Source organism: Variovorax sp. 10N412, assembly GCF_056394985.1.
In genome coordinates, this window is sequence record NZ_JBFTIO010000008.1 from 1 (window position 1) to 22,808 (window position 22,808).

Consider the following 22,808-nt stretch of genomic DNA (forward strand, 5'->3'; position numbering starts at 1 on the left):
GGCGAAATCCGCCTCGGCCGTGACTACACCCCGACCTTCTGGAACGACACCGTGTTCGATCCGTTCGGCACCAACGGCGTGGGCACCAACCTGATCTCGACGGCCAACGGTTTCAACACCGCCGGCGGCACGGGCGGCTTCGGCGGCAACGCCAACTACGTTCGCGCCAGCAACTCGATCGGCTACTTCCTGCCGCCGAACCTGGGTGGCTTCTACGGTCAGCTGATGTACGCGTTCCACGAAAACGACAAGTACAAGAACGGCGAATTCACGCCAACTGCGGGCACCGGCTTCGCCCTGAATTCGAAGACCGGCGCCATCGAGCAGGCCAGCGCGGCCAAGAGCCGCACCGGCCGCTACATTGGCGGTCGCTTCGGCTACGCCAACGGTCCCCTGGATGTCGCACTTGCCTACGGCAACAGCACTGTGGGCGACCAGTACTACGCCGGTACCACCGACGCTGTGAAGACCTTCAACCTCGGTGCTTCGTACGACTTCGGTCCCGCAAAGCTCTTCGGTGAAGTTTCGCGCGCCAAGAACTCGCGTGACTACGAAGTCACCCCCTTCGGCGGAGGCCGCCCCGACGTGAACCTGAAGGGCTATCTGCTCGGCGTGACCGTGCCGGTCGGTGCTGGCCTGATCCGCGCTTCGTACTCGTCGGTCAAGTACGACCTGAACAGGGTTCAAACCGCGTTCGCTCTGCCGATCCGCGACCCGAAGGCCAACAAGCTGGCACTCGGCTACGTGCACAACCTGTCGAAGCGCACGGCCCTGTACGCCACGGTGGCTCGCGTGAGCAACAAGAACGGCGCGGCACTGACTGTGGGCGGCCCGGCCTTCTACAACAACACCGCCGGAGCCTTTACGCCGAAGAACTCGACGGGCTACGACTTCGGTATCCGTCACGCGTTCTGATCTTCGTTTGATCCCGATGCTGGCTCCGGCCAGTTCGATTCAGCAAAGCCTCAAGTCGCCCGGTGCAAGCCGGGCGGCTTTTTGTCCTTTCCCTTCAAGTCCGGCCACGCCTGCTCTGCAGCAGCCCCACATTCATTTCTCCGCTCAACACCGATGCGTAGAAACGTTCAACCATGTTGACGCTCGTGCGCGCGTTGCGCGCCAAGGTCAGCATGTCGATGCCCTGCCCATACAGGAGCCGCAACGTGATCGCTGTGTGGCGCAGGCAATAAAGCGTCCTGGCCTGACCCAACGGCCCCTTGGCGAGCCCCGTCTTCTCGAGCGCCCAGTGGAAAAAGAAGTTGAGCACTGCCAATGCGTGTTCACGGTTCTTCAGGTGCGGCATGAAGATGTAGTCTTCCGCGCCGCCAAATCCATGTTCGCCGCGATGAGCGAGCAAGCACTCATAGACACGCACGGCGGGTCGAAGGCTCACGATGGGTTGGCTGTGCCGCTTGGTCTCCGGCAAGTTCATGCGCAGGTAGACATGCTTGCCGCGCACCACATCGATGTGCTTGTGCTTCATGAGCTTGATGTCGCTCGGCCGCACGAAGGTGTTCACCATCCAACGAATCAGCCACGGCAACTCGTCCGGCATCACGAGCAGTTCCCTCGCGATCCAGAAGCGCTCGCCGGCCGACAGCTGATCGAGCACCGGGTGCGCGTGCCCGCGCAAGCTTCGCGCGGCCGCAATGATCGTTCGGTACTCCGCCACGCTGAAGCTGCCGCGCGGTTGGCTGCGCACCTTCACTTTCGGAAATGCCGGCGCATCGCGCAGCACGCCGGTGTGCACGCCATGCATCAGCACCTTGCGCAACAGCACCAGGTACTGCGCGATCGTCGTGCTGGTGAAGCCCTGCGCGCCGAGGTGGTCGATGAGGCGCTGCGCATCGGCCGTAACGAACGACTGCACCTGTACATCGCCCAGCAACGGAATGATGTGCGCACGCAATCTGTTGCCCATGACCTGCCACGTGGGCCGGCCAATCTCTTTTCGCTGAACACGCGCAGCCTCTGCCTGCATCAGTCCTTTGGAAAGGTCGCTGACAGAAATTGATAACAAATTTTGCTCAATCGTAATTTGATTGGCAGGCGTGTGAACTGCGGAATAGCTGCGTCCAAAAAATCCCGAATCATTGGCTGCAGGGGTACTTTGAAATAGGTTTATGACATTTGTGTCCATGTCATACCCGCATGCAATCCCGATGCCTCTTATCATCGACGGTTAGCAAATGAAAACTCCCTTGGAAAAAATCGTGCGCAATGCACCTGTTACTCCGGCGCTGACGCCCGCCGACTATCTCAGAAAAATTCTCAACGCCCGTGTGTACGACGTGGCCGTGGAGTCCGCTCTGGAGAAGGCGCGCGCGCTCAGCGCACGGCTCGGCAACACGGTTTTGCTCAAGCGCGAAGACCAGCAACCTGTATTCAGCTTCAAGCTGCGTGGCGCCTATAACAAGATGGCGCACCTGAGCGCGGCGCAATTGGCGAGCGGCGTGATTTGCGCATCCGCCGGCAATCACGCACAGGGCGTTGCATTGGGCGCGCGCAAGCTCGGCACCCGCGCCGTCATCGTGATGCCGGTGACCACGCCCCGCTTGAAGATCGATGCCGTACGCGGCTTCGGCGGCGAAATCGTGCTGCACGGCGAAAGCTATTCGGACGCTTATCTGCACGCACTCGAATTGCAGACGCAGCAAGACCTGACCTTCGTCCACCCCTTCGACGACCCTGACGTCATTGCAGGCCAGGGCACCATCGCGATGGAAATCCTGCGCCAGCACCAGGGCCGGCTCGACGCCGTGTTCGTCGCGATCGGCGGCGGCGGCCTGATCTCCGGGGTGGCCAACTACATCAAGGCCGTGCGCCCCGAGATCAAGGTCATCGGCGTGCAGATGAACGACTCCGACGCGATGATGCAATCGGTCGCCGCGCACCAGCGGGTGAACCTGCCCGACGTCGGTCTGTTCTCGGACGGCACCGCGGTCAAGCTGGTCGGCGAAGAAACCTTCCGCATCGCCAGCGAGCTGGTGGACGAGTACATCGCCGTCGACACGGACGCGGTGTGCGCCGCCATCAAGGACATCTTCGTGGACACGCGCGGCATCGTCGAACCGGCGGGCGCGCTGGCGGTGGCGGCCATCAAGCAATACGTGGCCCGGCACGGCCGCCAGGGCGAGACCTACGCGGCCATCCTGTGCGGCGCCAACATGAACTTCGACCGGCTTCGCTTCGTGGCCGAACGCGCCGAGGTCGGCGAAGAACGCGAAGCACTGTTCGCGGTCACGATCCCCGAAGAGCGCGGCAGCTTCCGCCGCTTCTGCGAGCTGGTGAGCGAACTGCCCGCGCGCGACGCCGAGGCCGGCGGCGCGCCGCGCAACGTGACCGAGTTCAACTACCGCATCAGCGACGCGGCCAAGGCCCACGTGTTCGTCGGCCTCACGACCTCGGAGCGCGGAGAGTCGGCCACCATTGCGCGCAGCTTCAACGAACACGGTTTCGAGGCACTGGACCTCACGCACGACGAGCTGGCCAAGGAGCACCTTCGCCACCTCGTGGGCGGGCGCACCGGTCTCGCGCACGACGAACGCCTGCTGCGATTCGTGTTTCCCGAACGCCCGGGCGCGCTGCTCAAGTTCCTGAGCCTGATGAAGCCCAACTGGAACATCAGCCTGTTCCACTACCGCAACCAGGGCGCCGACTACGGCCGCATCCTGGTCGGGCTGCAAGTGCCGACCGGTGAGTCCGCCGCGTTCGACGCCTTCCTCGAAACGCTGGGCTATCCCTACGTCGAGGAAACGGCCAACCCGGCGTACCGCATGTTCCTGCAGGCCTGAAAAGACAGAAGCCGGCGCAAGGCCGGCTTCTGTCGCTGGATCGTTCGCTGCGCCCTGCTGCGGGCTACTGCGCCTGCCCTTGAGCCGCCTGCTGCGGAGGTGGCGCCACCACCGCCGGCATCATCGCCGGCGGCAATCCGGCGGGCGGCGGGGCGCTCATGGACACGGGCGGTGCCGACACCACCGTCGGCAATGCACCCGGCACGCTCGACACGCTGATCGGCGCGCGCACCGGCAGTTGCAGCGTGAACGCCGCGGGCCCGTCGGCCTGCGCGCCCAGCGTGGCGGAGCGCAATCCCACCGACTGCAGCACGTAGTTGTCGCCAACCCTCGACCCCACGCGAAACGGCCGCGGCGGCTTGCCGTCGATGGCGATCAGCGCGGCGCCCTGCTTCGACGGGTCGGCCACGACGCCCGACAGTGCGAAGCGGCTGGCCGCCTCCGGCGTCACCGGCGCGGTGCTCGATGCGGGGAGCACGCCCAGCAGCCGCGCCACCGCATCCGAGTCGGCCGCAACCGACGGCCGGGGCATGGTCGCGGCCGCCGCGACCATGTCGGTCGGCGAAGCCAGGCGCAGCGCCCAGAACACGGCCGCGCCGGCTGCCAGCGCCCAAAGCCCTGTCGTTGCAAGTGGGGCATGCCAGCGGGCGGCGGAGTAAGGACTTGTCATGGGCGCGGATTATCATGCAGCGCGCCTTCCGAATCATGTCCGCCGAACCCATGAAAAAATTCCTTCGTACCGCCACCCGCACCGCCCAACGCGGCTTCACGCTGATCGAACTGATGGTCGTGCTGGTCATCATCGGCGTGCTCGCGGCGCTGATCGTGCCGAACGTGATCGAACGCGCCGACGACGCCCGCGTGACGGCCGCACGCACCGACATCAACAACCTGATGCAGGCGCTCAAGCTCTACCGCCTGGACAACCAGCGCTACCCCACCGGCGAGCAGGGCCTGCAGGCGCTGCTCACCCGCCCAACCTCGGGCCCGGCCGCGCCCAACTGGAAGCCCTACGTCGAGAAGCTGCCCAACGACCCCTGGGGCCATCCGTACCAGTACATGAACCCGGGCATCAAGGGCGAGATCGACGTGCTCTCGTTCGGCGCCGACGGCAAGAGCGGCGGCGAGGGCAAGAATGCCGACATCGGCAGCTGGCAGTAGCAGCCCGGGCGCGCCGCGCCGCAACCTGCATCCGCACCCTTCCCACAACAGCCATCCGGCCGCCGGCTTCACCCTGCTGGAGCTGATCGTGGTGATTGCGATCATCGCGATCGCCACCGCCGCCGTGAGCTTCGCCATGCGCGACACCGACGCCGCCAAGCTCGACCGCGAGGGCGACCGCCTGGCCGCCCTGCTCGAATCGGCGCGCGCCCAGTCGCGCGCCAGCGGCGTGGTGGTGCGGTGGCGCCTGGTGGAAGGCGGTTTCGTGTTCGACGGCCTGCCGGCCGGTGCGCTGCCCAGCGGCTGGGCGGCCGAAGGCATCACGGCTCAGGCTTCGCTCGCCAGCGGTGTGCCGGTTCCGGGCCTGCAGCTGGGGCCCGACCCGATCATTGCGCCGCAGCAGGTCATGCTCTATTCGGCCGGCCCACCCGCCCGCGCGTTGCGCATCGCCACCGACGGGCTGCGCCCCTTCACCGTGACGGCCGTGCAATGAACGCGCGGCGCCTTTCTTCTTCACGCGCCTCGCACGGCCGCGGCTTCACGCTGATCGAAGTGCTGATCGCGCTGGGCATCGTGGCGCTGGCGCTGGCCGCGGGCTCGCAGGCCACGATGTCGCTCACCCGCAATGCGCAGCGCCAGTCCGACCTGGTGCTGGCCGAGCTGTGCGCGGAGAACGAACTCGCCAAGGCGCGGCTCTCGCGGCAGATGCCGGCGGTGGGCGACTCGGGCTCGATCTGCCCGCAGGCCGGCGTGTCGTTCAACGTGACGACCTCGACCTTTCCCACGCTGAACCCGAACTTCCGCCGTGTCGACGTGCAGGTGCGCGACGAGGGCGACGCGCCGATCCTGCGCATCTCGACCGTGGTGGGGCGCTACTGATGCGGCGCGCCACACCCACCGCCCCGCGCGGCTTCACGCTGATCGAGCTGCTCGTCGCCATCTCGGTGATGGCCCTGCTGTCGCTCGTGAGCTGGCGCGGGCTGGAGAGCATGTCGCGCGCCACCACGCAGAACCAGCAGCGCGCCGACGCCGTGCTAACGCTGCAGACCACGCTGGCGCAGTGGGGCGCCGACCTCGACGCCGTGGCCACGCTGGCGCAGACCCGCCCGATCGACTGGGACGGCCGCGTGCTGCGCCTCACGCGGCGCGGCAGCGACGCCAGCGCGCCCTCCGTGCTGGTGGTCGCCTGGACGCTCAAGCAGGGCCCCGACGGCGTGCGCTGGCGGCGCTGGCAGTCGCTGCCCTTCACCACGCGCGGCGAGTGGCAGCAGGCCTGGAACATGGCCGCAGCCTGGTCGCAGGACGCCGGCACCGGCGCCGCAGGCGGCTACAGCGACGTCACGCTGGTGCCCGCCAGCAGCTGGCAGCTCTACTTCTTCCGCGACAACACCTGGGTGCCTGCCAGCCAGCTGCCCACCGTTGCCGCCACCCCCAATGCGCCCACGGGCCCGGTCGTCGCCATGCCCGACGGGCTGCGCCTGGTGATCACGCTGCCGCCGGGCGACGGGCTCTCGGGCACCCTCACGCGCGACTGGGTCCGCCCCACCGTCGGCGCGCCCCGAAGCTCATGACGAAGACCGCCCAGCGCCAGTCCGGCGCCGCCCTGCTCGCCGCGATGCTCACGGTGATGCTGGTGGCCACCTTTTCCGCCGCGGCGCTCTGGCAGCAATGGCGCGCCGCCGAGATCGAAGGCGCCGAGCGCGCCCGCGTGCAGGCCGCCTGGGTGCTGGTCGGCGCGCTCGACTGGTCGCGGCTGATCCTCGGCGAGGACGGCCGCGCCGGCGGTTCCGACAACCTCACCGAGCCCTGGGCCGTGCCGCTCGAGGAGGCGCGGCTCACCACCTTCCTGGCGGCCGAGAAGAACGTGGCCAGCGACAGCGTCGAAGGCCTGCCCGACGCGTTCCTGTCGGGCCGAATCGTCGACGCGCAGTCCAAGCTCAACGTGCTGTCGCTGGTCGACGCCGGCCAGCCCATACCCGCCAGCGTCGCCACCTTCACCCGGCTGTTCAATACGCTGGGCCTGCCGGTGGCCGAGCTCAATCGCATGACCACGGGCCTGGTGAGCGCGCTCGCCACGGGTGCCGACGGCGATACCGGCGGCGCCCCGTTGATGCCGCAGGAAGTCTCGCAGCTGGTGTGGCTCGGCCTGTCGCCCTCGACCGCGGCGGCGCTCGAACCCTACGTGACGATCCTGCCGGTGCGCACCACGCTCAACCTGAACACCGCCAGCGCCGAGGCCATCAGCGCCAGCATGGAGTCGCTCAACATCGCCAGCGCGCGCCAGCTGGTGGAGCGCCGCACGCGCAGCTTCTTCAAGGACATCGCCGCCGCCAACGCCGCGCTGCCCAGCGGCAGCGCGCCCTTCAACGCGGCGCAGCACGGCGTGGGCACCAACTATTTCGAGGTCTACGGCCGGCTGCGGCTGGACCGCACCTATGTCGAGGAACACTCGCTCCTACAACGCAACGGTGTCACGGTGACGACCATCTGGCGCACCCGAGGCGCCGGCGCGACGAACACTCCGGTCAAACCCTGATTTCGCGGCACTATTTGTAAATAAAAAGCCTTCTAACGCGCGTCACAGCTGCACAGTACGCTATCGAAAGAAGAGCGCTCCGCTGTCGGACAGACACCTACAATCCACCGGCTTTTCCAACATCGACATGACCCCCTTGCTGCTCCTTGCCCCCCTCCCCCCGGCCGACGCCGCGGGCGAGTTCGACTGGGCCCAGGCAGGCGACGACGGCATTGCGTTGCGCAACCAGGGCCGCGCGCTGCTGGCGCTCCTGCCCTCGGGCAGCGAAGTCATGCTCGGCATTCCTTCCGCCGCCCTCTCGTGGCACCGCGTCACGCTGCCCAAGGGCAGCATGGGCAGCGCCTCCAGGCTGCGCGCGGTGCTCGACGGCCTGCTCGAAGAGCACCTGCTCGACGAGCCCGAGAGCCTGCACTTTGCGCTCGAGCCCGACGCCAAGGCCGGCGCGCCGGTGTGGGTCGCGGCCTGCAACCGCATCTGGCTGCGCAGCGTGGTGCAGGCGCTTGAAGCGGCCGGCCGGCGCGTGGTGCGCATCGTGCCCGAGTTCGCGCCCCAGCCGCTCGACGCCCCGCCGCTGCTGCTGGTCACGGGCGAACCCGAGGCGCCGCGCCTCACCGTCTGCGACGCCGACGGCGTGGTCTCTCTGCCGCTGGCCGGTGCGGGGCTTGCGCTGTCGAGCGGCCTGCCGCTGGACACTGCCGTCATCACCACCGAACCCGCCGTGGCCGAAGCCGCCGAGCACCTGCTGGAGCGCCGCGTGCCCATCGTGCAGACGCCGCAGCGCTGGCTGCAGGCTGCGCGCACGCCGTGGGAGCTGGCGCAGTTCGACCTGGCCGTGACCGGCCGCGCGCGCGCCGGCAAGAAGTTCGCCTCCGTCTTCCAGACCCTGCGCTACGCACCCGAATGGCGTGCCGCGCGCTGGGGCGTGGTGGCGCTGCTGCTGACCCAGCTCATCGGCCTGAACGCCTGGGCCTGGAAGGAGCGCAACGCGCTCGACGCCAAGCGCCAGACCGCCAAGACCATGCTGACCCAGACATTCCCCTCGGTGAAGATCGTGATCGACGCGCCGCTGCAGATGCAGCGCGAGGTTTCGGCGCTGCAACAGGCCGTGGGCGACGTGGCCGACAGCGACTTCGAACCCATGGTCGGCGCGCTCGCCGCCAACCTGCCGCCGGGCAGGGTGCCCAGCGCCGTCGACTACAGCGCAGGCCAGCTGCGCCTGCGCGGCCTGGGGCTGCAGCCGTCGGAGGTGTCGCAGGTCACCGGCGCCATGGCGCCGCGCGGCTACGGCGTGCGCACCGAAGGCGATCTGCTGCTCGTGCAGGCACAGGCCGAGGCCACCCGATGAACTTCAGCGAACAACTCAAGGCGCGCTGGGCCGCGCTCGATGCGCGCGAGCGACGCCTGGTCGCGGGGGCCGCCACCCTGGTGGCACTGGCCTTGCTGTGGTGGATTGCGCTCGCCCCCGCGTTGCGCACGCTGGCCGCGGCCCCGGCCGAACACGCACGGCTCGACGCCCAACTGCAGCAGATGGCCACCCTGCAAAACCGCGCGAAGGCGCTGCAATCGCAGCCGCGGCTGAACCGCGACGACGCGCTGCGCGCCCTGGAGACCTCGGTGCGCGACGGCCTCGGCGCCAGCAATGCCCAGCTCATGACGGCCGGCGGCGACGGTGCCGCCACGGTGTCGCTGCGCGCCGCGCCCGCGCCCACGCTCGCCCAATGGCTTGCCCAGGCCCGCGGCAATGCCCATGCGGTGCCGCGCGAAGTGCACCTGACCCGCGCGCCCACATCCACGCCCGCCTCCACGCCCGCCGCCGCGGCCGCACCGTCGCCAGGCGGCAAGGACGCCGCCAAGCCGCCGGTGGTCCGCTGGGACGGCACCGTCGTCATGGCGCTGCCCGCGGCGCGATGAGCAGCACCGCATGGTGACCCGGTCCGCCCCCTCCGCCTTCCAACCCAGGCCCCCCCGCGGCTGGCGCTGGGCCCTGCTCGGGCTGACCCTCGGCGTGCTGGCGGCGGTGCTGCTGTTCGCGCCGGCCCGCTGGCTGTCGGCGGCGCTGTCGAGCTGGAGCGAAGGCCGCCTCGTGCTGGCCAACCCGCGCGGCACCGTGTGGAACGGCACCGCTGCCGTGGTGTTCGCCAGCGGCGCGGGTGGCACGCAGGCCGTGTCGCTGCCCGGCGTTCTGCACTGGCGCATGCGTCCGGGCTGGGGCGGCATGTCCGCCAGCCTCGACCTGGCCTGCTGTGCCGCGCAGCCGCTCGAACTCAAGGCCAGCCCGCGCGCAGGCGGCATGCTGCTCATCTGGCAGGACAGCCGCTCGCGCTGGCCCGCCACCATGCTCGCCGGCCTGGGCGCGCCCTGGAACACGCTCAAGCTCGAAGGCGCGCTCGACCTGTCCACCAAGGCCTTCGCAGTGCAGTGGGACGGTCCCGCGCTGCGCATCGCGGGCCAGGCCACGCTCGACGCCACCGACGTTTCCTCCAGCCTGTCGACGCTGAGGCCGATGGGCAGCTACCGACTCACGCTCGACGGCGGCCCCAGCCCCACGCTGCTGCTGAGCACGCGCGCAGGCAGCCTCGAACTCAACGGCAGCGGCAGCTGGAACGGCACCTCGTTCCGCTTCAACGGCGAAGCCAGCGCCGCGCCCGGCCGCGAAGACGCACTTTCCAATTTGTTGAACATCATCGGGCGCCGCGACAACGCGCGCTCGATCATCACCCTGGGTTGATCCTCATGATGAAGCCACTGTTTTCGACCGGCACCGTCGCCCTTGCGGTGCGCGTGCTGATCGCCGCCACCTTCCTGCAGGCCGCGCCCGCCGTGTTCGCGCAGGCCGGCGACGCGCCGCGCCGCGGCGAGCCGATCACGCTCAACTTCGCCAACGCCGACATCGAGGCCGTGGCGCGCACCATGGCGGTGGTCACCGGGCGCGACGTGGTGGTCGACCCGCGCGTGAAGGGCACGATGAACCTGGTCACCGACCGCGCCATCCAGCCGGCCGCGGCCTTCAACCAGTTCGCCTCGGCGCTGCGGCTGCAGGGCTTCGCGGTGGTGGAGGCCGACGGCCTGTACAAGGTGGTGCCCGAGGCCGACGCCAAGCTGCAGAGCAGCACCGTCAACACCTCCATCGGCGCCGCGTCGTCCAGCGGCAGCAACCAGATCGTCACGCAGATCTTCCGGCTCAACTACGAGTCGCCCAACAGCCTGCTGCCGGTGCTGCGCCCGCTGATTCCGCCGAACAACACCATCAACGTGAACCCGGGCAACAACTCGCTCGTGATCACCGACTACGCCGACAACATGCGCCGGCTGGCGCGCATCATCGCGTCGCTCGACGTGCCGAACGCGTCCGACATCGAGGTGATCCAGCTCAAGCACTCCATCGCCACCGACATGGTGCCGCTGGTGCAGCGCCTGATCGACGGCGGCGGTGCGGGCGCGCCGGGCGCGGCCGCTGCCCCGGGCGCCGCCGATGCGTCGTTCCGCACCACGCTGATGGCCGACCCGCGCAGCAACTCGCTGATTCTTCGCGCGGCCAACCCGGCGCGCGTGAGCCTGGTGCGCTCTTTGGTCGACAAGCTCGACCGCCCGGCGGCCGAAAGCACCAACGGCGCGGCCGGCAACATCTACGTCGTCTACCTGAAGAACGCCGACGCGGTGCGCCTGGCGGCCACGCTGCGCGCCGCCATGGCGGCCAACCAGATCAACACCACCCAGGGCGGGGCCGCGGGCGCGGCCGGTGGCGCGGCCCAGCCGCAGGGGCAGAACGCGTTCTCGCAGCAGGCGCAGCAGTCGGCCTTCGGCGGTCAGGGAAGCAGCTCGCCGCAGGCCTCGGCGCCGCTCAACAACGCCAACCAGCCCTCGACCGGCGGCCAGATCCAGGCCGACCCGAGCACCAACTCGCTGATCATCACGGCGCCCGAGCCGCAGTACCGCCAGATGCGCGCGGTGATCGACCGGCTCGACGGGCGCCGCGCGCAGGTCATGATCGAGGCGCTCATCGTCGAGGTGAACGCCACCAAGGCCGCCAACTTCGGCGTGCAGTGGCAAAGCGCGCTGGGCAACAACGCGGTCATCGGCACCAACTCCAGCCTGACGGGCGCCAACATCCTGGCGCTGACCCAGGCCATCGCCACCCGCAACGCGGCGGGCATCAACCTTCCCACCGGCCTGAACCTGGGCATCGCGGGCAAGGTCGGCGGCCAGTACATCCTGGGCGCCATCGCCAACTTCTTCAGCAGCGACAACGACGCCAACGTGCTGTCCACGCCCAACCTGCTGACGCTGGACAACGAAGAGGCCAAGATCGTCATCGGCCAGAACGTGCCCTTCCCCACCGGCTCGTACGCCAGCACCTCGGGCTCGGTGGGCATCAACCCCTTCACCACCGTCGAGCGCAAGGACGTGGGCCTCACGCTGCGCGTGCGCCCGACCATCAACGAGAACGGCACGGTAAAGATGCAGATCTTCCAGGAGATCTCCAACGTCGCGGCCGGCACCACCACCGACCCGAACGGCCCCACCACCAACAAGCGCTCGCTCGAATCCAGCGTGCTGGTGGAAGACGGCGGCCTGGTCATGCTGGGCGGCCTGCTGTCGGACACCTACGGCAACGCCATCGAGAAGGTGCCGCTGGCCGGCGACATCCCGATCGTGGGCAACCTGTTCAAGAACGAGACCCGCAAGCGCGAGAAGAACAACCTGATGATGTTCCTGCGCCCCGTGGTCATGCGCGACGCGAACTCGACCGAAGCCTTCGCCTACGACCGCTACGACCAGATCCGCGGCCTGCAGCAGGCGGCGCAGCCCAACACCGACAACGTAATGCTGCGCAACGTGAGCGCCGCCCCCATCCTGCCGGCCGCGCCGCCGCTGGGTGCCGCGAGCAACCGCACCGGCGGCCTGCGGGACGAAGGCACCCAGCTGATTCCGCCGCCGGCGCTGCCCGCCGACAACCGCCGCCTGGCCCCGAGCCCCCTGCGCGGCGCGCTGCCGCCCACGGCCGATCCCGTGAGCGCACGCGAACTGCCCTGACGCGCGCCAAATGCCTTGATACTGCCCTGATGTCCAGCCGCTACCCCCTGCCCTACGCGTTCGCACGCAGCCAGCAACTGCTGCTCGAGGAAGCCGACGACGGCCGCCACACGCTGTGGATGTCCTCGCACCCCGCGCGCAGCGCGGTGGGCGAGGTGGCGCGCAAGTACGGCGTGCAGGCCTTCGAGGTGCTGGCCGACGGCGTGCTGGCGCAGCGCATCAGCGCGGCCTACTCGCAGGGCGAATCGAGCGCCGCCGCGGTGGTGAGCGAAGTGCAGAACGACGCCGACCTCTCGCGCATGATGCAGGAGCTGCCGGCCGTCGAAGACCTGCTGGCCAGCGCGGGCGACGCGCCCATCATCCGCATGCTCAACGCGCTGCTCACGCAGGCCGCGCGCGACGGCGCCAGCGACATCCACATCGAGCCCTACGAGCGCACCTCGTCCGTGCGCTTTCGCATCGACGGCACGCTGCGCGAGGTGGTGCAGCCCAACCGCGCGCTGCACGCCGCGCTGATCTCGCGGCTGAAGATCATGGCCGACCTCGACATCTCCGAGAAGCGGCTGCCGCAGGACGGGCGCATCAGCCTTCGCATCGGCACGCGCGCGGTCGACGTGCGGGTGTCCACGCTGCCCAGCGCGCACGGCGAACGCGCGGTGCTGCGCCTGCTGGACAAGAGCGAGTCGAAGCTCACGCTCGAATCGGTGGGCATGCAGGGCGACACGCTGCATCGCTTCGAAAAACTCATCTCGCAGCCGCACGGCATCATCCTGGTGACGGGCCCCACGGGCTCGGGCAAGACCACCACGCTGTACGCCGCGCTGGCCCGCCTGGACGCCAGCCGCAGCAACATCATGACGGTGGAAGACCCCATCGAGTACGAGCTGCCCGGCGTGGGCCAGACGCAGATCAACGCCAAGATCGAACTCACCTTCGCCAAGGCCCTGCGCGCCATCCTGCGGCAGGACCCGGACGTGATCATGATCGGCGAAATCCGCGACTTCGAGACCGCGCAGATCGCGATCCAGGCCTCGCTCACCGGCCACCTGGTGCTGGCCACGCTGCACACCAACGACTCCGTCAGCGCCGTCACGCGCCTGACCGACATGGGCGTGGAGCCCTTCCTGCTGAGCTCGTCGCTGCTGGGCGTGCTCGCGCAGCGGCTGGTGCGCAAGGTCTGCACAGCCTGCGCGGGTGCCGGCTGCGAGGTCTGCGGCCAGACCGGCTACCAGGGCCGCACCGGCATCTTCGAGCTGCTGGTGGCCGACGAGACCGTGCAGGGCCTCATTCACAGCAAGGCGGCCGAGAGCGAGCTGCTGCAAGCCGGCGCGCGCGGCGGCCTGCGGCTGATGCGCGAAGACGGCGAGCGGCTGGTGCAGGCCGGCATCACCTCGCGCGCCGAACTGCTGCGCGTCACGCGCGACTAGCGCGCCGGTTTCGCCATGCCCGCCTATTCCTTCGAAGCCATCGATGCTACAGGCCAGTCGCGCGAAGGCGTGCTCGAGGCCGATACCGCACGCAGCGCGCGCAGCCTGCTGCGGGCGCAGGCGCTCATTCCGCTGTCGGTCAAGCCGGTCGGCAGCGACCACGTCAACGGCACCGGCCAGCGCAGCAGCCTGAGCCGCTGGCTGGGCGGCGGCAAGCGGGTCTTCAATTCCACCGGCCTGGCCGTGTGGACGCGCCAGCTCGCGGGCCTGGTGTCTTCGGGCCTGCCGCTGGAACGCGCGCTCACCGCCCTCACCGACGAGGCCGAGTCCGAGCCCCAGCGCAACCTCGTCGCCTCGCTGCGCGCCGAGGTCAACGCCGGTTCGCCGTTCGCGCGTGCGCTGTCGGCGCATTCGCGCGAGTTCTCGCCCATCTACACGGCCGTGATCGGTGCCGGCGAACAGAGCGGCAACCTGGGCCTGGTGCTCGACCGCCTGGCCGACGACCTGGAAGAGCGCCAGGCGCTGCAGCAGAAGCTGATCGGCGCGGCGCTGTACCCGGCCATCGTCACGCTGGTGGCGATCGTGATCGTGATCTTCCTCGTGAGCTACGTGGTGCCGCAGGTGGCGCAGGTGTTCGCGGGCACCAAGCGTTCGCTGCCCTTCCTCACCACCGTGATGCTGTCGCTGAGCGCGGGCGTGCGCAACTACGGCTGGTGGATGCTGGGCGCGGTGGTGCTCGCAGCAGCCGGCGTGCGGCTCGCGCTGGCGCAAGAGGCCTTTCGCCTGAAGTTCGACGCCGCCTGGCTCAAGCTGCCGCTGGTGGGCAAGCTCGCGCGCGGCTACAACGCAGCGCGCTTCGCCAGCACGCTGGCCATGCTGGCCACCGCCGGCGTGCCCATCCTGCGCGCGCTGCAGGCGGCGGCCGAAACGCTGAGCAACCGCGCCATGCGCGCTGACGCGCTCGACGCGCTGGTGCTGGTGCGCGAAGGCGCGCCGCTGGCCTCGGCGCTGGCGCAGAAGAAACGCTTTCCGGGGCTGGTGTCGATGTTCGCGCGCCTGGGCGAGCAAACGGGCACGCTGCCGCTGATGCTGCAGCGCGCGGCCAACCAGCTGGGCGCCGAAGTGCAGCGCCGCGCCATGCACCTGGCCACCATCCTCGAGCCGCTGCTGATCGTGGCGATGGGCGGCGTGGTGATGCTGATCGTGCTGGCGGTGATGCTGCCGATCATCCAGCTCAACCAGTTCATCAAGTGACGCGCCGCATCGCCTCACACACCCAGGTGCACGCGACATGCCCGTAACGCTCGAAGACAAGCTCGTGGTCGCGATTTCCTCGCGCGCCCTGTTCAACCTCGAAGAAGAAAACAGGATCTTCGACGCCGGCGACAACGAGGGCTACATGAAGCTGCAGCTCGACCGAATCGACGTGCCGGCCGCACCGGGCATTGCGTACTCGCTGATCCGCAAGCTGCTGCGCTTCAACGACGACGGCGTGCAGCGCGTGGAAGTGGTGATCCTGTCGCGCAACGACCCGGTGTCGGGCATGCGCATCTTCCGCTCGAGCGTGGCGGCCGACATCAAGCTGCAGCGCGGCGTGTTCACGCAGGGCCGCCCACCCTTCGGCTACTTGCGCCCCTTGCGCGCGCACCTGTTCCTGTCGGCCAATGCGCAGGACGTGCGCGAGGCGCTGGGCGCGGGCTTTCCGGCCGCGCGCGTGCTGGTCGAATCGGTGAAGGCCAGCGACGCCTGGCCCAGCGAAGTGCGCATTGCCTTCGACGGCGATGCGGTGCTCTTCAGCGACGAGGCCGAGCGCGTGTTCCAGGCCGAGGGGCTGGACGCCTTCCAGGCGCACGAACTCAGCAAGGCCGACCTGCCCCTGCCCGAAGGGCCGTTCAAGCCGCTGCTGATGGCGCTGCACCGCCTGCAGATGGCGGGCAACGCGCACATGCGCATCCGCACCGCGCTGGTCACCGCGCGCAGCGCACCGGCGCACGAGCGCGCCATTCGCACGCTGATGAAGTGGAACATCCGCGTCGACGAGGCCATGTTCCTCGGCGGCCTGCCCAAGGGCGAGTTCCTGCGCGAGTTCGAGCCCGACTTCTTCTTCGACGACCAGACCGGCCACGTCGATGCAGCCTCGCGCCACGTGCCCGCGGGGCATGTGAGCAGCGGTATCAGCAACGAGCCCTGAGGCCACGAGGGCGCCGCGAAAGCGCCATGACGGGCCACGGGCTTGCCCGGCCCGCGGGCACCGGCAAGAATGCCGGCATGCTGATCCTTCGACACGCCGACGTTCTGGTCACCATGGACGCCGCGCGGCGCGAAATCGCCGACGGCGCCGTGGTGTGCGACGGGCCCGCGGTGGCCTGGGTGGGGCCGACGGCCGAGTTGCCGGCCTCGTACCTCGACGCCCTGCGCAGCGGGCAGGCCGAGGCCCTCGACATGCACGGCCGCGTGGTGCTGCCCGGGCTGGTCAACACGCACCACCACATGTACCAGAGCCTCACGCGCGCCGTGCCCGAGGCGCAGGACGCCGAGCTCTTCGGCTGGCTCACCCACCTGTACCTGCTGTGGGCGCGCCTCACGCCCGAGATGATCCGCGTGTCGACGCAGACCGCCATGGCCGAGCTGATGCTCTCGGGCTGCACCACCAGCAGCGACCACCTCTACCTGTTTCCCAACGGCGCCAGGCTCGACGATTCCATCGAGGCGGCGCACGCCATGGGCATGCGCTTTCATGCCGCGCGCGGCAGCATGAGCGTGGGCCGCAGCGCCGGCGGCCTGCCGCCCGACGAAGTGGTGGAGACCGAAGAGGCCATCCTGCGCGACAGCGAGCGGCTCATCGACCGCTGGCACGACGCGTCGCGCCATTCCATGCGCCGCATCGTGCTGGCGCCCTGCTCGCCTTTCTCGGTGTCGCGCGACCTGATGCGCCTGTCGGCCGAACTGGCGCGCGAGCGCGGCGTGTCGCTGCACACGCACCTGGCGGAGAACGACAACGACGTGGCCTATTCGCGCGAGAAGTTCGGCATGACGCCGGCCGAATACGCCGAGGACCTGGGCTGGGTCGGGCGCGACGTGTGGCACGCGCACTGCGTGAAGCTCGACGAAGCCGGCATCGCCCTCTTCGGGCGCACCGGCACCGGCGTGGCGCACTGCCCCTGCTCCAACATGCGGCTGGCCTCGGGCATCGCGCCCATCGGTGCGATGCGCCGCGCGGGCGTGCCGGTCGGGCTGGGCGTGGACGGCAGCGCCTCGAACGACGGCGCGCACATGCTGGGCGAGGCGCGACAGGCCATGCTGCTGCAGCGCGTGGGCCACGGCCCGGCCGCGATGACGGCGCGCGAGGCGCTGGAAATCGCCACGCTGGGCGGCGCGCAAGTGCTGGGGCGCGACGACATCGGCGCGCTGGCGCCGGGCATGTCGGCCGACCTCGTGGCCTTCGACCTGCGCGGCGTGGCGCATGCGGGCGCATGGCACGACCCGGTGGCGGCGCTGGTGTTCTGCACGCCGGGGCAGGTGTCGCTGAGCGTGATCGACGGCGCGGTGCGCATCCGCGACGGGCAGTTCACCGGGCTGGAGCTCACGCCGCTGCTGGCACGGCACCGCGCGCTGGCGCGTACGCTGTACGAGCGCGCGCAGCATCCGCACACGGCCTGACCCCGGCGGCCCCGCACTCAGCGCCGCATCGTGTCGAGTTGCGTGACCGGCGCGCTGTCGTTGCCCCACGAGCCGCGCACATAGGTGAGCACCGCCGCCACGTCCGCCGCGTCCAGCACCTGGCCGAACGGCGGCATGCCGTAGGGGCGCGGGTTGCCGGCCGTGGTGGGCAGGAAGCCGCCGTGCGAAACGACCTGGATCAGGTTCGTCGGCTGCGCCATGTTCACGGCGCGGTTGCCCGCCAGCGGCGGATAGGCGCCGGCGGCACCTTGCCCCTGGTCGCCGTGGCAGTAGGCGCAGCGCTGGTCGTAAATCTTCGCGCCGCGTGCCATCGTGCCGGCGTCGCGGCGGATCGGGGCCTTGGCCGCCACGGGCGCTTCGGCCTTCGGCACGTCGGGCAGGTTCTTCAGGTAGCTCGCCATCGCGCCCAGGTCGGCCTCGCTCAGGTGCTGCGTGCTGCGGAACACCACGTCCGCCATCGGCCCCATGACGGAGCCGCGCGGCGCCACGCCCGTCTTCAGCAGCGCCACCACGTCGGCGGCGGGCCAGTCGGCCACGCCGGCCTGGTGCGGGTCGGTGAGCGACGGGGCGTACCAGTTCTCCACGGCAATCAGCCCGCCCGAAAGGCCGAGCCTGGTGTCCGTCGCGCCCAGCGAGTTGCGCGGGCCGTGGCAGGCGATGCAATGCCCCAGCCCGTTGACCAGGTAGGCGCCCCGGTTCCACTCGGCCGGCTTGCCCGCGTTGGCCACGAAAGGCTCGGGCTTGAACGACAGCGCGCGCCACACGGCCAGTGCGGGCTGGGTGTCGTAGGGAAAGCGCAGCCGGTGCGCCCTGTTGGGCTCCGTGGCGGCTGGCACGCTGCGCAGGTACGCGTAGATGGCGTCGGAGTCGTCGCGCGTCACCTGGGTGAAGTTGGGGTACGGGAACGCCGGGTACAGCAGGCGGCCGTCCTTGCTGCGCCCGTTGTGCATCGCGCGCCAGAAGTGCGCGCTGCTCCAGCGGCCGATGCCGGTGCCGTCGTCGGGCGTGAGGTTGCTCGAATAGATGGTGCCGAAGGGCGTGTCGATGGGCAGGCCGCCCGCGTACGGCCGGCCGCCGCGCGTGGTGTGGCAGCCCGCGCAGTTGCCGGCCAGCGCGAGGTAGCGGCCGCGCTCGACCTGTTGCGGGGTGGACTGGAAGGCTTCGGCCGTCTCGGGCAGCGGGTCTTCGCCGCGCAGGTTCAGGGCCACGACGATGCCGGCGGCCACGGCCATCAGCACCAGAAGGGTCAGCAGCGTCCAGCCGAGGTGTCGGAGTTTCATGGGTGCGGCTTCGTCACTTCTTCGGCCCGGTCGTGCCGCCGCAGGCGATCGGCATCGGCGCGGGCAGCGAAGCGGCGGGCTTCGCGTTGGCCGGCACCGGCTGCGTGGCCAGCCAGCTCGCCACCGCGTTCACGTCGGAGGTCCACATGCGGCGGCCGACTTCGGCCATGCAGTCGGGCGCCTGCGCATGCCGCTCATTGGTGAGCCAGGCGCCCAGCTGCGACGCCAGGTACAGGCGCGGCAGGCCCAGCAGCCCAGGGGTGGCGGGCTGCACGCCGGTGAGCGCCGCGCCGTGGCACTGCACGCAGGCGGGCAGCCGGCGCTCGGGGTCGCCCTGCAGCGCGAGCATGCGGCCGCGCGCGAGCACCTCGGGCGTGGCGTCGCTCGCCGGCGAGACCGGCGGATACGGCAGGTCGAGTCCGGCGAAGTAGTCGGCGATCTCGCGCAGGTAGTCGTCGGACATGTGCTGCACCATGTACGCCATGTCGGTGTTGAAGCGGCGCCCGTCGCGAAAGCTCACCAGCTGGTTGAACAGGTAGCCCGACGGCTTGCCCGCCAGGCGCGGAAAGTAGCCGGCGTTGGTGGTCGCGCCCTCGCGGCCGTGGCAGGCGATGCAGGCGGCCACGCGCTGTTCGATGGTGTCTGGCACGGTGGTGGTGGCAGCCCCTGCCATCCCTTGCACGGCAAGCAGCAGCCCGAGCGCGAAGAGGCGCAGTCCGCGCTTCATGTGCCAGCGGCGTAGTGCGCCAACGCCAGCAGCCCCGCGATCAGCAGCAGCACCATCACCAGCGCCACGCCGATCAGCGGCAGGATGCCGACCTGCGCGGTCCGCTTGTCGGCGTCGGCGCGGCGCCCACCCAGGCCGATGAAACTCCAGAGAACGGCGCGCACCGCGCGCATGAGATTCGACATGGGACCGAGTGTGAACCCTGCCCACTCAAAAAAACAGATGCAGATTCCCCTCAATTGACCGGCGCAGATAAAGTCCTGCCGAATGAACACCGCCCTGCCATGAAGCGCTACGAAGCCCTGGCCGCCGACATCGAGGCGTCCATCCGCAACGGCACCCTGAAGACCGGCGACCGCCTGCCCTCGGTGCGCCACACCGGCGAGAGCCGCGGGGTCAGCGCGTCCACCGTGTTCCAGGCGTACTACCTGCTCGAGGCGCGCGGCCTGGTGCGCGCGCGCGACCGCTCGGGCTACTACGTGACCGGCGGCGGCCTGCGCGACGCGCCACCCGAGTCCACCCTCACCTCGCGCCCCGCCGACGGCCCGCGCTCGCTCGACGTGAGCGACCAGGTGTTCGACATCCTCGAAGCCAGCATGTCGCGCAAGGTGGTGCCCTTCGGCTCGGCCTTCCCGAGCCCGCTGCTGTTTCCGCTGGCGCGGCTGGGGCAGTTCATGGCGGCCAGCGCCAAGTCGCTGGACCCGTGGAGCACGGTGGACGACCTCACGCCCGGCAGCGCCGCGCTGCGCCGGCAGATCGCGCTGCGCTACCTGGGCGACGGCATGCCGGTGCCGGCCGACGAGATCGTCGTGACCAACGGCGCGCTGGAAGCGCTCAACCTCTGCCTCTCGGCCGTGACGCGGCCGGGCGACGCGGTGATCGTGGAGTCGCCCACCTTCTATGCGGCGCTGCAGGCCTTGCAGCGCATGGGGCTGCGGGCCATCGAGGTGCCCACGCATCCAGGCGAAGGCATCGACCTGGGCGCGCTGGAGCTGGCCATCGCGGCGCACAGGCCCACCGCCTGCTGGCTCATGACCACCTTCCAGAACCCGCTGGGCAGCCTGATGCCCGATGCGAAGAAGAAGGCGCTGGTGGCGCTTCTGGCGCGGCACCAGTTGCCGCTGATCGAGGACGACGTGTACGCCGAGCTCTACTTCGGCGAGCGCCGCCCGCCGCCGGCCAAGGCCTTCGACACGCAAGGCCTGGTGCTGCACTGCGCCTCGTTCTCCAAGTGCCTGGCGCCCGGCTACCGCATCGGCTGGGCATCGGCCGGGCGCTTCGCACGGCAGGTGGCGCGGCAAAAGCTCACGACCACGCTCAGCACCTCGGCGCCGTCGCAGCTCGCGCTGGCCGGCTACCTGGAAAAGGGCGGGCTCGACAAGCACCTGCGCCGGCTGCGCCAGACGCTGGCCCTGCAACAGGCCACCTTCGCGCAGGCCGTGGGGCATTACTTTCCGGCGGGCACGCGTGCGACGCGGCCGCTGGGCGGGTACTTCCTGTGGGTCGAGCTGCCGGCGCGGGTGAACGCGCTGGAGATTCACGGCAAGGCGCTGGCGCTCGGCATCAGCGTGGCGCCCGGGCCGATCTTCTCGGCCACGCGCGCTTTCACCAACTGCCTGCGCCTGAACTACGGCCACCCCTGGGACACGCTCAGCGAGCAGGCAATGCAGACCCTCGGCCGCCTGGTCGCCGAAGCGTCCTGAACAGCAGGAACGCCGCGATGCCCACGTTGAGCAGGTTCCACGCAATGCCGTTCAGGAAGGCCGCGTGGTAGCTGCCCGTGAGGTCGAACACCTTGCCCGACATCCAGCCGCCCAGCGCCATGCCGAACAGCGTGAACATCAGCACCGTGCCCACGCGCGCACCCGCCTCCTCCGGCGGAAAGTGCTCGCGAACGATGATGGCGTACGAAGGCACGATGCCGCCCTGGAACAGCCCGAACAGCGCCGAGATCACATACAGCGGCACCAGCCCGTCGAAGGGCAGGAACAGCAGCAGCGCCACGCACTGCAGCAGGCCGCCGAGCATCAGCGTGCGCAGCCCGCCGATGCGGTCGCAGATGGCGCCCGACACCAGCCGGCTCACGATGCCGAAGCCCAGCATCAGCGACAGCATCATCGCGCCCTGCGCCGGCCCGTAGCCCAGGTCGCCGCAGTAGGCCACGATGTGCACCTGCGGCATCGCCATGGCCACGCAGCACGCGACACCGGCCACGCACAGCAGGCCCTGCGCCGTGCCCATGCGCAGGCCGAAGGGCCGCGTGGGGTCGCGTGCGGCCAGGCCACTCGACCGGCTCGACGCGCCGGCAGGCAGTGCCTGCGCAAGCGCAGGCGGCCGCGCGCGGAACAGCAGCGCGAGCAGCGCCATCGTCACGCCGCAGAAGATGCCCATGCCGATGTAGGTCTGCCGCCAGCCCACCGTCTCCACGAAGTGCTGCGCGATCGGCGGCCACACCGCGCCGGCCAGGTAGTTGCCGCTGGCGCAGACCGCCACCGCGATGCCGCGCCGCTTGACGAACCACAGCGAGGTGTCGGCCACCAGCGGCGCGAAGGTCACCGAGCAGCCGAGCAGCCCGACCAGCAACGCCTGCGCGATGGTGAAGGACACGATGCCGCCCGACAGGCCCGTGGCGATGTAGCCCAGGCCGAGGAAGACCGAGCCGCCGAGCAGCGGCCACATCACGCCGACCCGGTCGGCCAGCTTGCCCATGAGCACGCCGCCGAAGCCGAAGCCCAGCATCAGCAGCGTGTAGGGCAGCGAGGCGTCGGCACGCGCCACGCCGAACTCGGCCTGCACCGCGGGCAGCATCACCGACACCACGTACATGCCGCTGCTGCCGACCGTCATGATCAGCAGCGTGAGGCCAAGGCGCAGCATGGCGTAGCGTGAATCCGCCTGATGGGCGGTTGTCTCTGGGGTCTTCATTGTTTTTCTCCGCGGCGAGGATACCCCGGTGCGCCGGAACGCGGGGCGCGCGAGGAACCCGATGGCGCGCAGCCACCCTCACGTGCAGTCAGGTGCAGCGTCGGATCAGCGAACCGACGGCGCCGGCGTTGCAAGGCTCACCGAAGCCTTGGGCATCGGCCCGCCCGGCTTGGGCCTGTCGTCGCACGCAGCCGTCAGCAGGCCAACGCAGAACAGAAAGACAAGGATGGTGCTCTTCATGAGTGC

At 69.8% G+C, this 22,808-nt stretch carries 23 protein-coding genes; 16 read left to right on the top strand and 7 right to left on the bottom strand.

Annotation, left to right across the window (positions count from 1 at the left end):
- On the top strand, window positions 1-915 hold a 915-nt coding region (locus AC1DJH_RS19440), incomplete at its 5' end, for a porin (protein ID WP_478186815.1).
- A gap of 94 nt (window positions 916-1,009) precedes the next feature.
- Here the strand turns inward: AC1DJH_RS19440 and AC1DJH_RS19445 are convergent.
- Complete coding sequence (locus AC1DJH_RS19445) at window positions 1,010-2,137, bottom strand: hypothetical protein (RefSeq protein WP_478186816.1); 1,128 nt, start codon at window positions 2,135-2,137, stop codon at window positions 1,010-1,012.
- A 49-nt stretch (window positions 2,138-2,186) separates the two neighbouring features.
- Here AC1DJH_RS19445 and ilvA point away from each other — a divergent pair, with 49 nt between their 5' ends.
- Window positions 2,187-3,791: a threonine ammonia-lyase, biosynthetic gene (gene ilvA / locus AC1DJH_RS19450; protein ID WP_472117312.1), complete on the top strand. Its 1,605-nt coding sequence runs from the start codon at window positions 2,187-2,189 to the stop codon at window positions 3,789-3,791.
- 64 nt (window positions 3,792-3,855) lie between these two features.
- Here the strand turns inward: ilvA and AC1DJH_RS19455 are convergent, their stop codons facing one another.
- A complete protein-coding gene (locus AC1DJH_RS19455) occupies window positions 3,856-4,461 on the bottom strand; it encodes a type II secretion system protein N (protein ID WP_478186817.1) in 606 nt (201 codons plus the stop codon).
- A 50-nt stretch (window positions 4,462-4,511) separates the two neighbouring features.
- Here AC1DJH_RS19455 and gspG point away from each other — a divergent pair, with 50 nt between their 5' ends.
- From gspG to AC1DJH_RS19520, 13 genes are all read left to right on the top strand, one after another.
- Window positions 4,512-4,952, top strand: a complete 441-nt coding sequence (gene gspG / locus AC1DJH_RS19460; protein ID WP_478186818.1) for a type II secretion system major pseudopilin GspG — start codon at window positions 4,512-4,514, stop codon at window positions 4,950-4,952.
- The gene (locus AC1DJH_RS19465) at window positions 4,927-5,445 is read left to right on the top strand and encodes a prepilin-type N-terminal cleavage/methylation domain-containing protein (RefSeq protein WP_478186819.1); all 519 of its coding nucleotides are present in this window, start codon (window positions 4,927-4,929) and stop codon (window positions 5,443-5,445) included. Before gspG ends, AC1DJH_RS19465 begins: the two co-directional genes overlap by 26 nt.
- The gene (gene gspI / locus AC1DJH_RS19470) at window positions 5,442-5,831 is read left to right on the top strand and encodes a type II secretion system minor pseudopilin GspI (RefSeq protein WP_478186820.1); all 390 of its coding nucleotides are present in this window, start codon (window positions 5,442-5,444) and stop codon (window positions 5,829-5,831) included. Before AC1DJH_RS19465 ends, gspI begins: the two co-directional genes overlap by 4 nt.
- Window positions 5,831-6,523 (top strand): PulJ/GspJ family protein, encoded by a 693-nt coding sequence (locus AC1DJH_RS19475; protein WP_478186821.1) that lies wholly within the window; start codon window positions 5,831-5,833, stop codon window positions 6,521-6,523. The genes gspI and AC1DJH_RS19475 overlap by 1 nt, the downstream gene beginning before the upstream one ends.
- The gene (gspK, locus tag AC1DJH_RS19480) at window positions 6,520-7,488 is read left to right on the top strand and encodes a type II secretion system minor pseudopilin GspK (protein ID WP_478186822.1); all 969 of its coding nucleotides are present in this window, start codon (window positions 6,520-6,522) and stop codon (window positions 7,486-7,488) included. The genes AC1DJH_RS19475 and gspK overlap by 4 nt, the downstream gene beginning before the upstream one ends.
- Window positions 7,489-7,615: 127 nt before the next feature.
- On the top strand, window positions 7,616-8,833 hold the full coding sequence (gspL, locus tag AC1DJH_RS19485; RefSeq protein ID WP_478186823.1) for a type II secretion system protein GspL: 1,218 nt from the start codon (window positions 7,616-7,618) through the stop codon (window positions 8,831-8,833).
- On the top strand, window positions 8,830-9,399 hold the full coding sequence (gene gspM, locus AC1DJH_RS19490; protein WP_472117324.1) for a type II secretion system protein GspM: 570 nt from the start codon (window positions 8,830-8,832) through the stop codon (window positions 9,397-9,399). Before gspL ends, gspM begins: the two co-directional genes overlap by 4 nt.
- A 10-nt stretch (window positions 9,400-9,409) precedes the next feature.
- A complete protein-coding gene (gene gspN, locus AC1DJH_RS19495) occupies window positions 9,410-10,216 on the top strand; it encodes a type II secretion system protein N (RefSeq protein WP_478186824.1) in 807 nt (268 codons plus the stop codon).
- A gap of 5 nt (window positions 10,217-10,221) precedes the next feature.
- Window positions 10,222-12,522: a type II secretion system secretin GspD gene (gspD, locus tag AC1DJH_RS19500; protein WP_472117329.1), complete on the top strand. Its 2,301-nt coding sequence runs from the start codon at window positions 10,222-10,224 to the stop codon at window positions 12,520-12,522.
- A 29-nt stretch (window positions 12,523-12,551) separates the two neighbouring features.
- Window positions 12,552-13,949 carry a GspE/PulE family protein gene (locus AC1DJH_RS19505; protein WP_435441649.1) on the top strand — a complete coding sequence of 466 codons (1,398 nt, stop codon included), beginning with the start codon at window positions 12,552-12,554 and terminating at the stop codon, window positions 13,947-13,949.
- A gap of 15 nt (window positions 13,950-13,964) precedes the next feature.
- On the top strand, window positions 13,965-15,203 hold the full coding sequence (gene gspF / locus AC1DJH_RS19510) for a type II secretion system inner membrane protein GspF (protein WP_472117335.1): 1,239 nt from the start codon (window positions 13,965-13,967) through the stop codon (window positions 15,201-15,203).
- A gap of 37 nt (window positions 15,204-15,240) precedes the next feature.
- Window positions 15,241-16,140: a 5'-nucleotidase gene (locus AC1DJH_RS19515; RefSeq protein WP_435482707.1), complete on the top strand. Its 900-nt coding sequence runs from the start codon at window positions 15,241-15,243 to the stop codon at window positions 16,138-16,140.
- 77 nt (window positions 16,141-16,217) lie between these two features.
- Entirely contained in the window at window positions 16,218-17,609 is a 1,392-nt protein-coding gene (locus AC1DJH_RS19520; RefSeq protein ID WP_478186825.1) for an 8-oxoguanine deaminase, read from the top strand.
- A gap of 17 nt (window positions 17,610-17,626) precedes the next feature.
- On the opposite strand, the gene AC1DJH_RS19525 is transcribed toward AC1DJH_RS19520, so the two are convergent.
- The 3 genes from AC1DJH_RS19525 to AC1DJH_RS19535 are packed head-to-tail and all read right to left on the bottom strand — an operon-like array spanning window position 17,627 to window position 19,822.
- On the bottom strand, window positions 17,627-18,910 hold the full coding sequence (locus AC1DJH_RS19525; protein ID WP_478186826.1) for a c-type cytochrome: 1,284 nt from the start codon (window positions 18,908-18,910) through the stop codon (window positions 17,627-17,629).
- Window positions 18,911-18,923: 13 nt separating this feature from the next.
- A complete protein-coding gene (locus AC1DJH_RS19530; RefSeq protein ID WP_478186827.1) occupies window positions 18,924-19,637 on the bottom strand; it encodes a c-type cytochrome in 714 nt (237 codons plus the stop codon).
- Window positions 19,634-19,822 (bottom strand): DUF2970 domain-containing protein, encoded by a 189-nt coding sequence (locus tag AC1DJH_RS19535; protein WP_435441643.1) that lies wholly within the window; start codon window positions 19,820-19,822, stop codon window positions 19,634-19,636. Before AC1DJH_RS19535 ends, AC1DJH_RS19530 begins: the two co-directional genes overlap by 4 nt.
- A gap of 99 nt (window positions 19,823-19,921) precedes the next feature.
- Between AC1DJH_RS19535 and AC1DJH_RS19540 the strand changes: the two genes are divergently transcribed.
- On the top strand, window positions 19,922-21,340 hold the full coding sequence (locus AC1DJH_RS19540) for an aminotransferase-like domain-containing protein (protein ID WP_478186828.1): 1,419 nt from the start codon (window positions 19,922-19,924) through the stop codon (window positions 21,338-21,340).
- Here the strand turns inward: AC1DJH_RS19540 and AC1DJH_RS19545 are convergent.
- Together AC1DJH_RS19545 and AC1DJH_RS19550 are read right to left on the bottom strand one after the other, a co-directional pair.
- Window positions 21,288-22,562 carry an MFS transporter gene (locus AC1DJH_RS19545; RefSeq protein WP_478186829.1) on the bottom strand — a complete coding sequence of 425 codons (1,275 nt, stop codon included), beginning with the start codon at window positions 22,560-22,562 and terminating at the stop codon, window positions 21,288-21,290. The two genes, AC1DJH_RS19540 and AC1DJH_RS19545, sit on opposite strands and share 53 nt — an antisense overlap.
- 105 nt (window positions 22,563-22,667) lie before the next feature.
- Entirely contained in the window at window positions 22,668-22,802 is a 135-nt protein-coding gene (locus tag AC1DJH_RS19550) for a hypothetical protein (RefSeq protein WP_478186830.1), read from the bottom strand.
- Window positions 22,803-22,808: the final 6 nt, after the last annotated feature.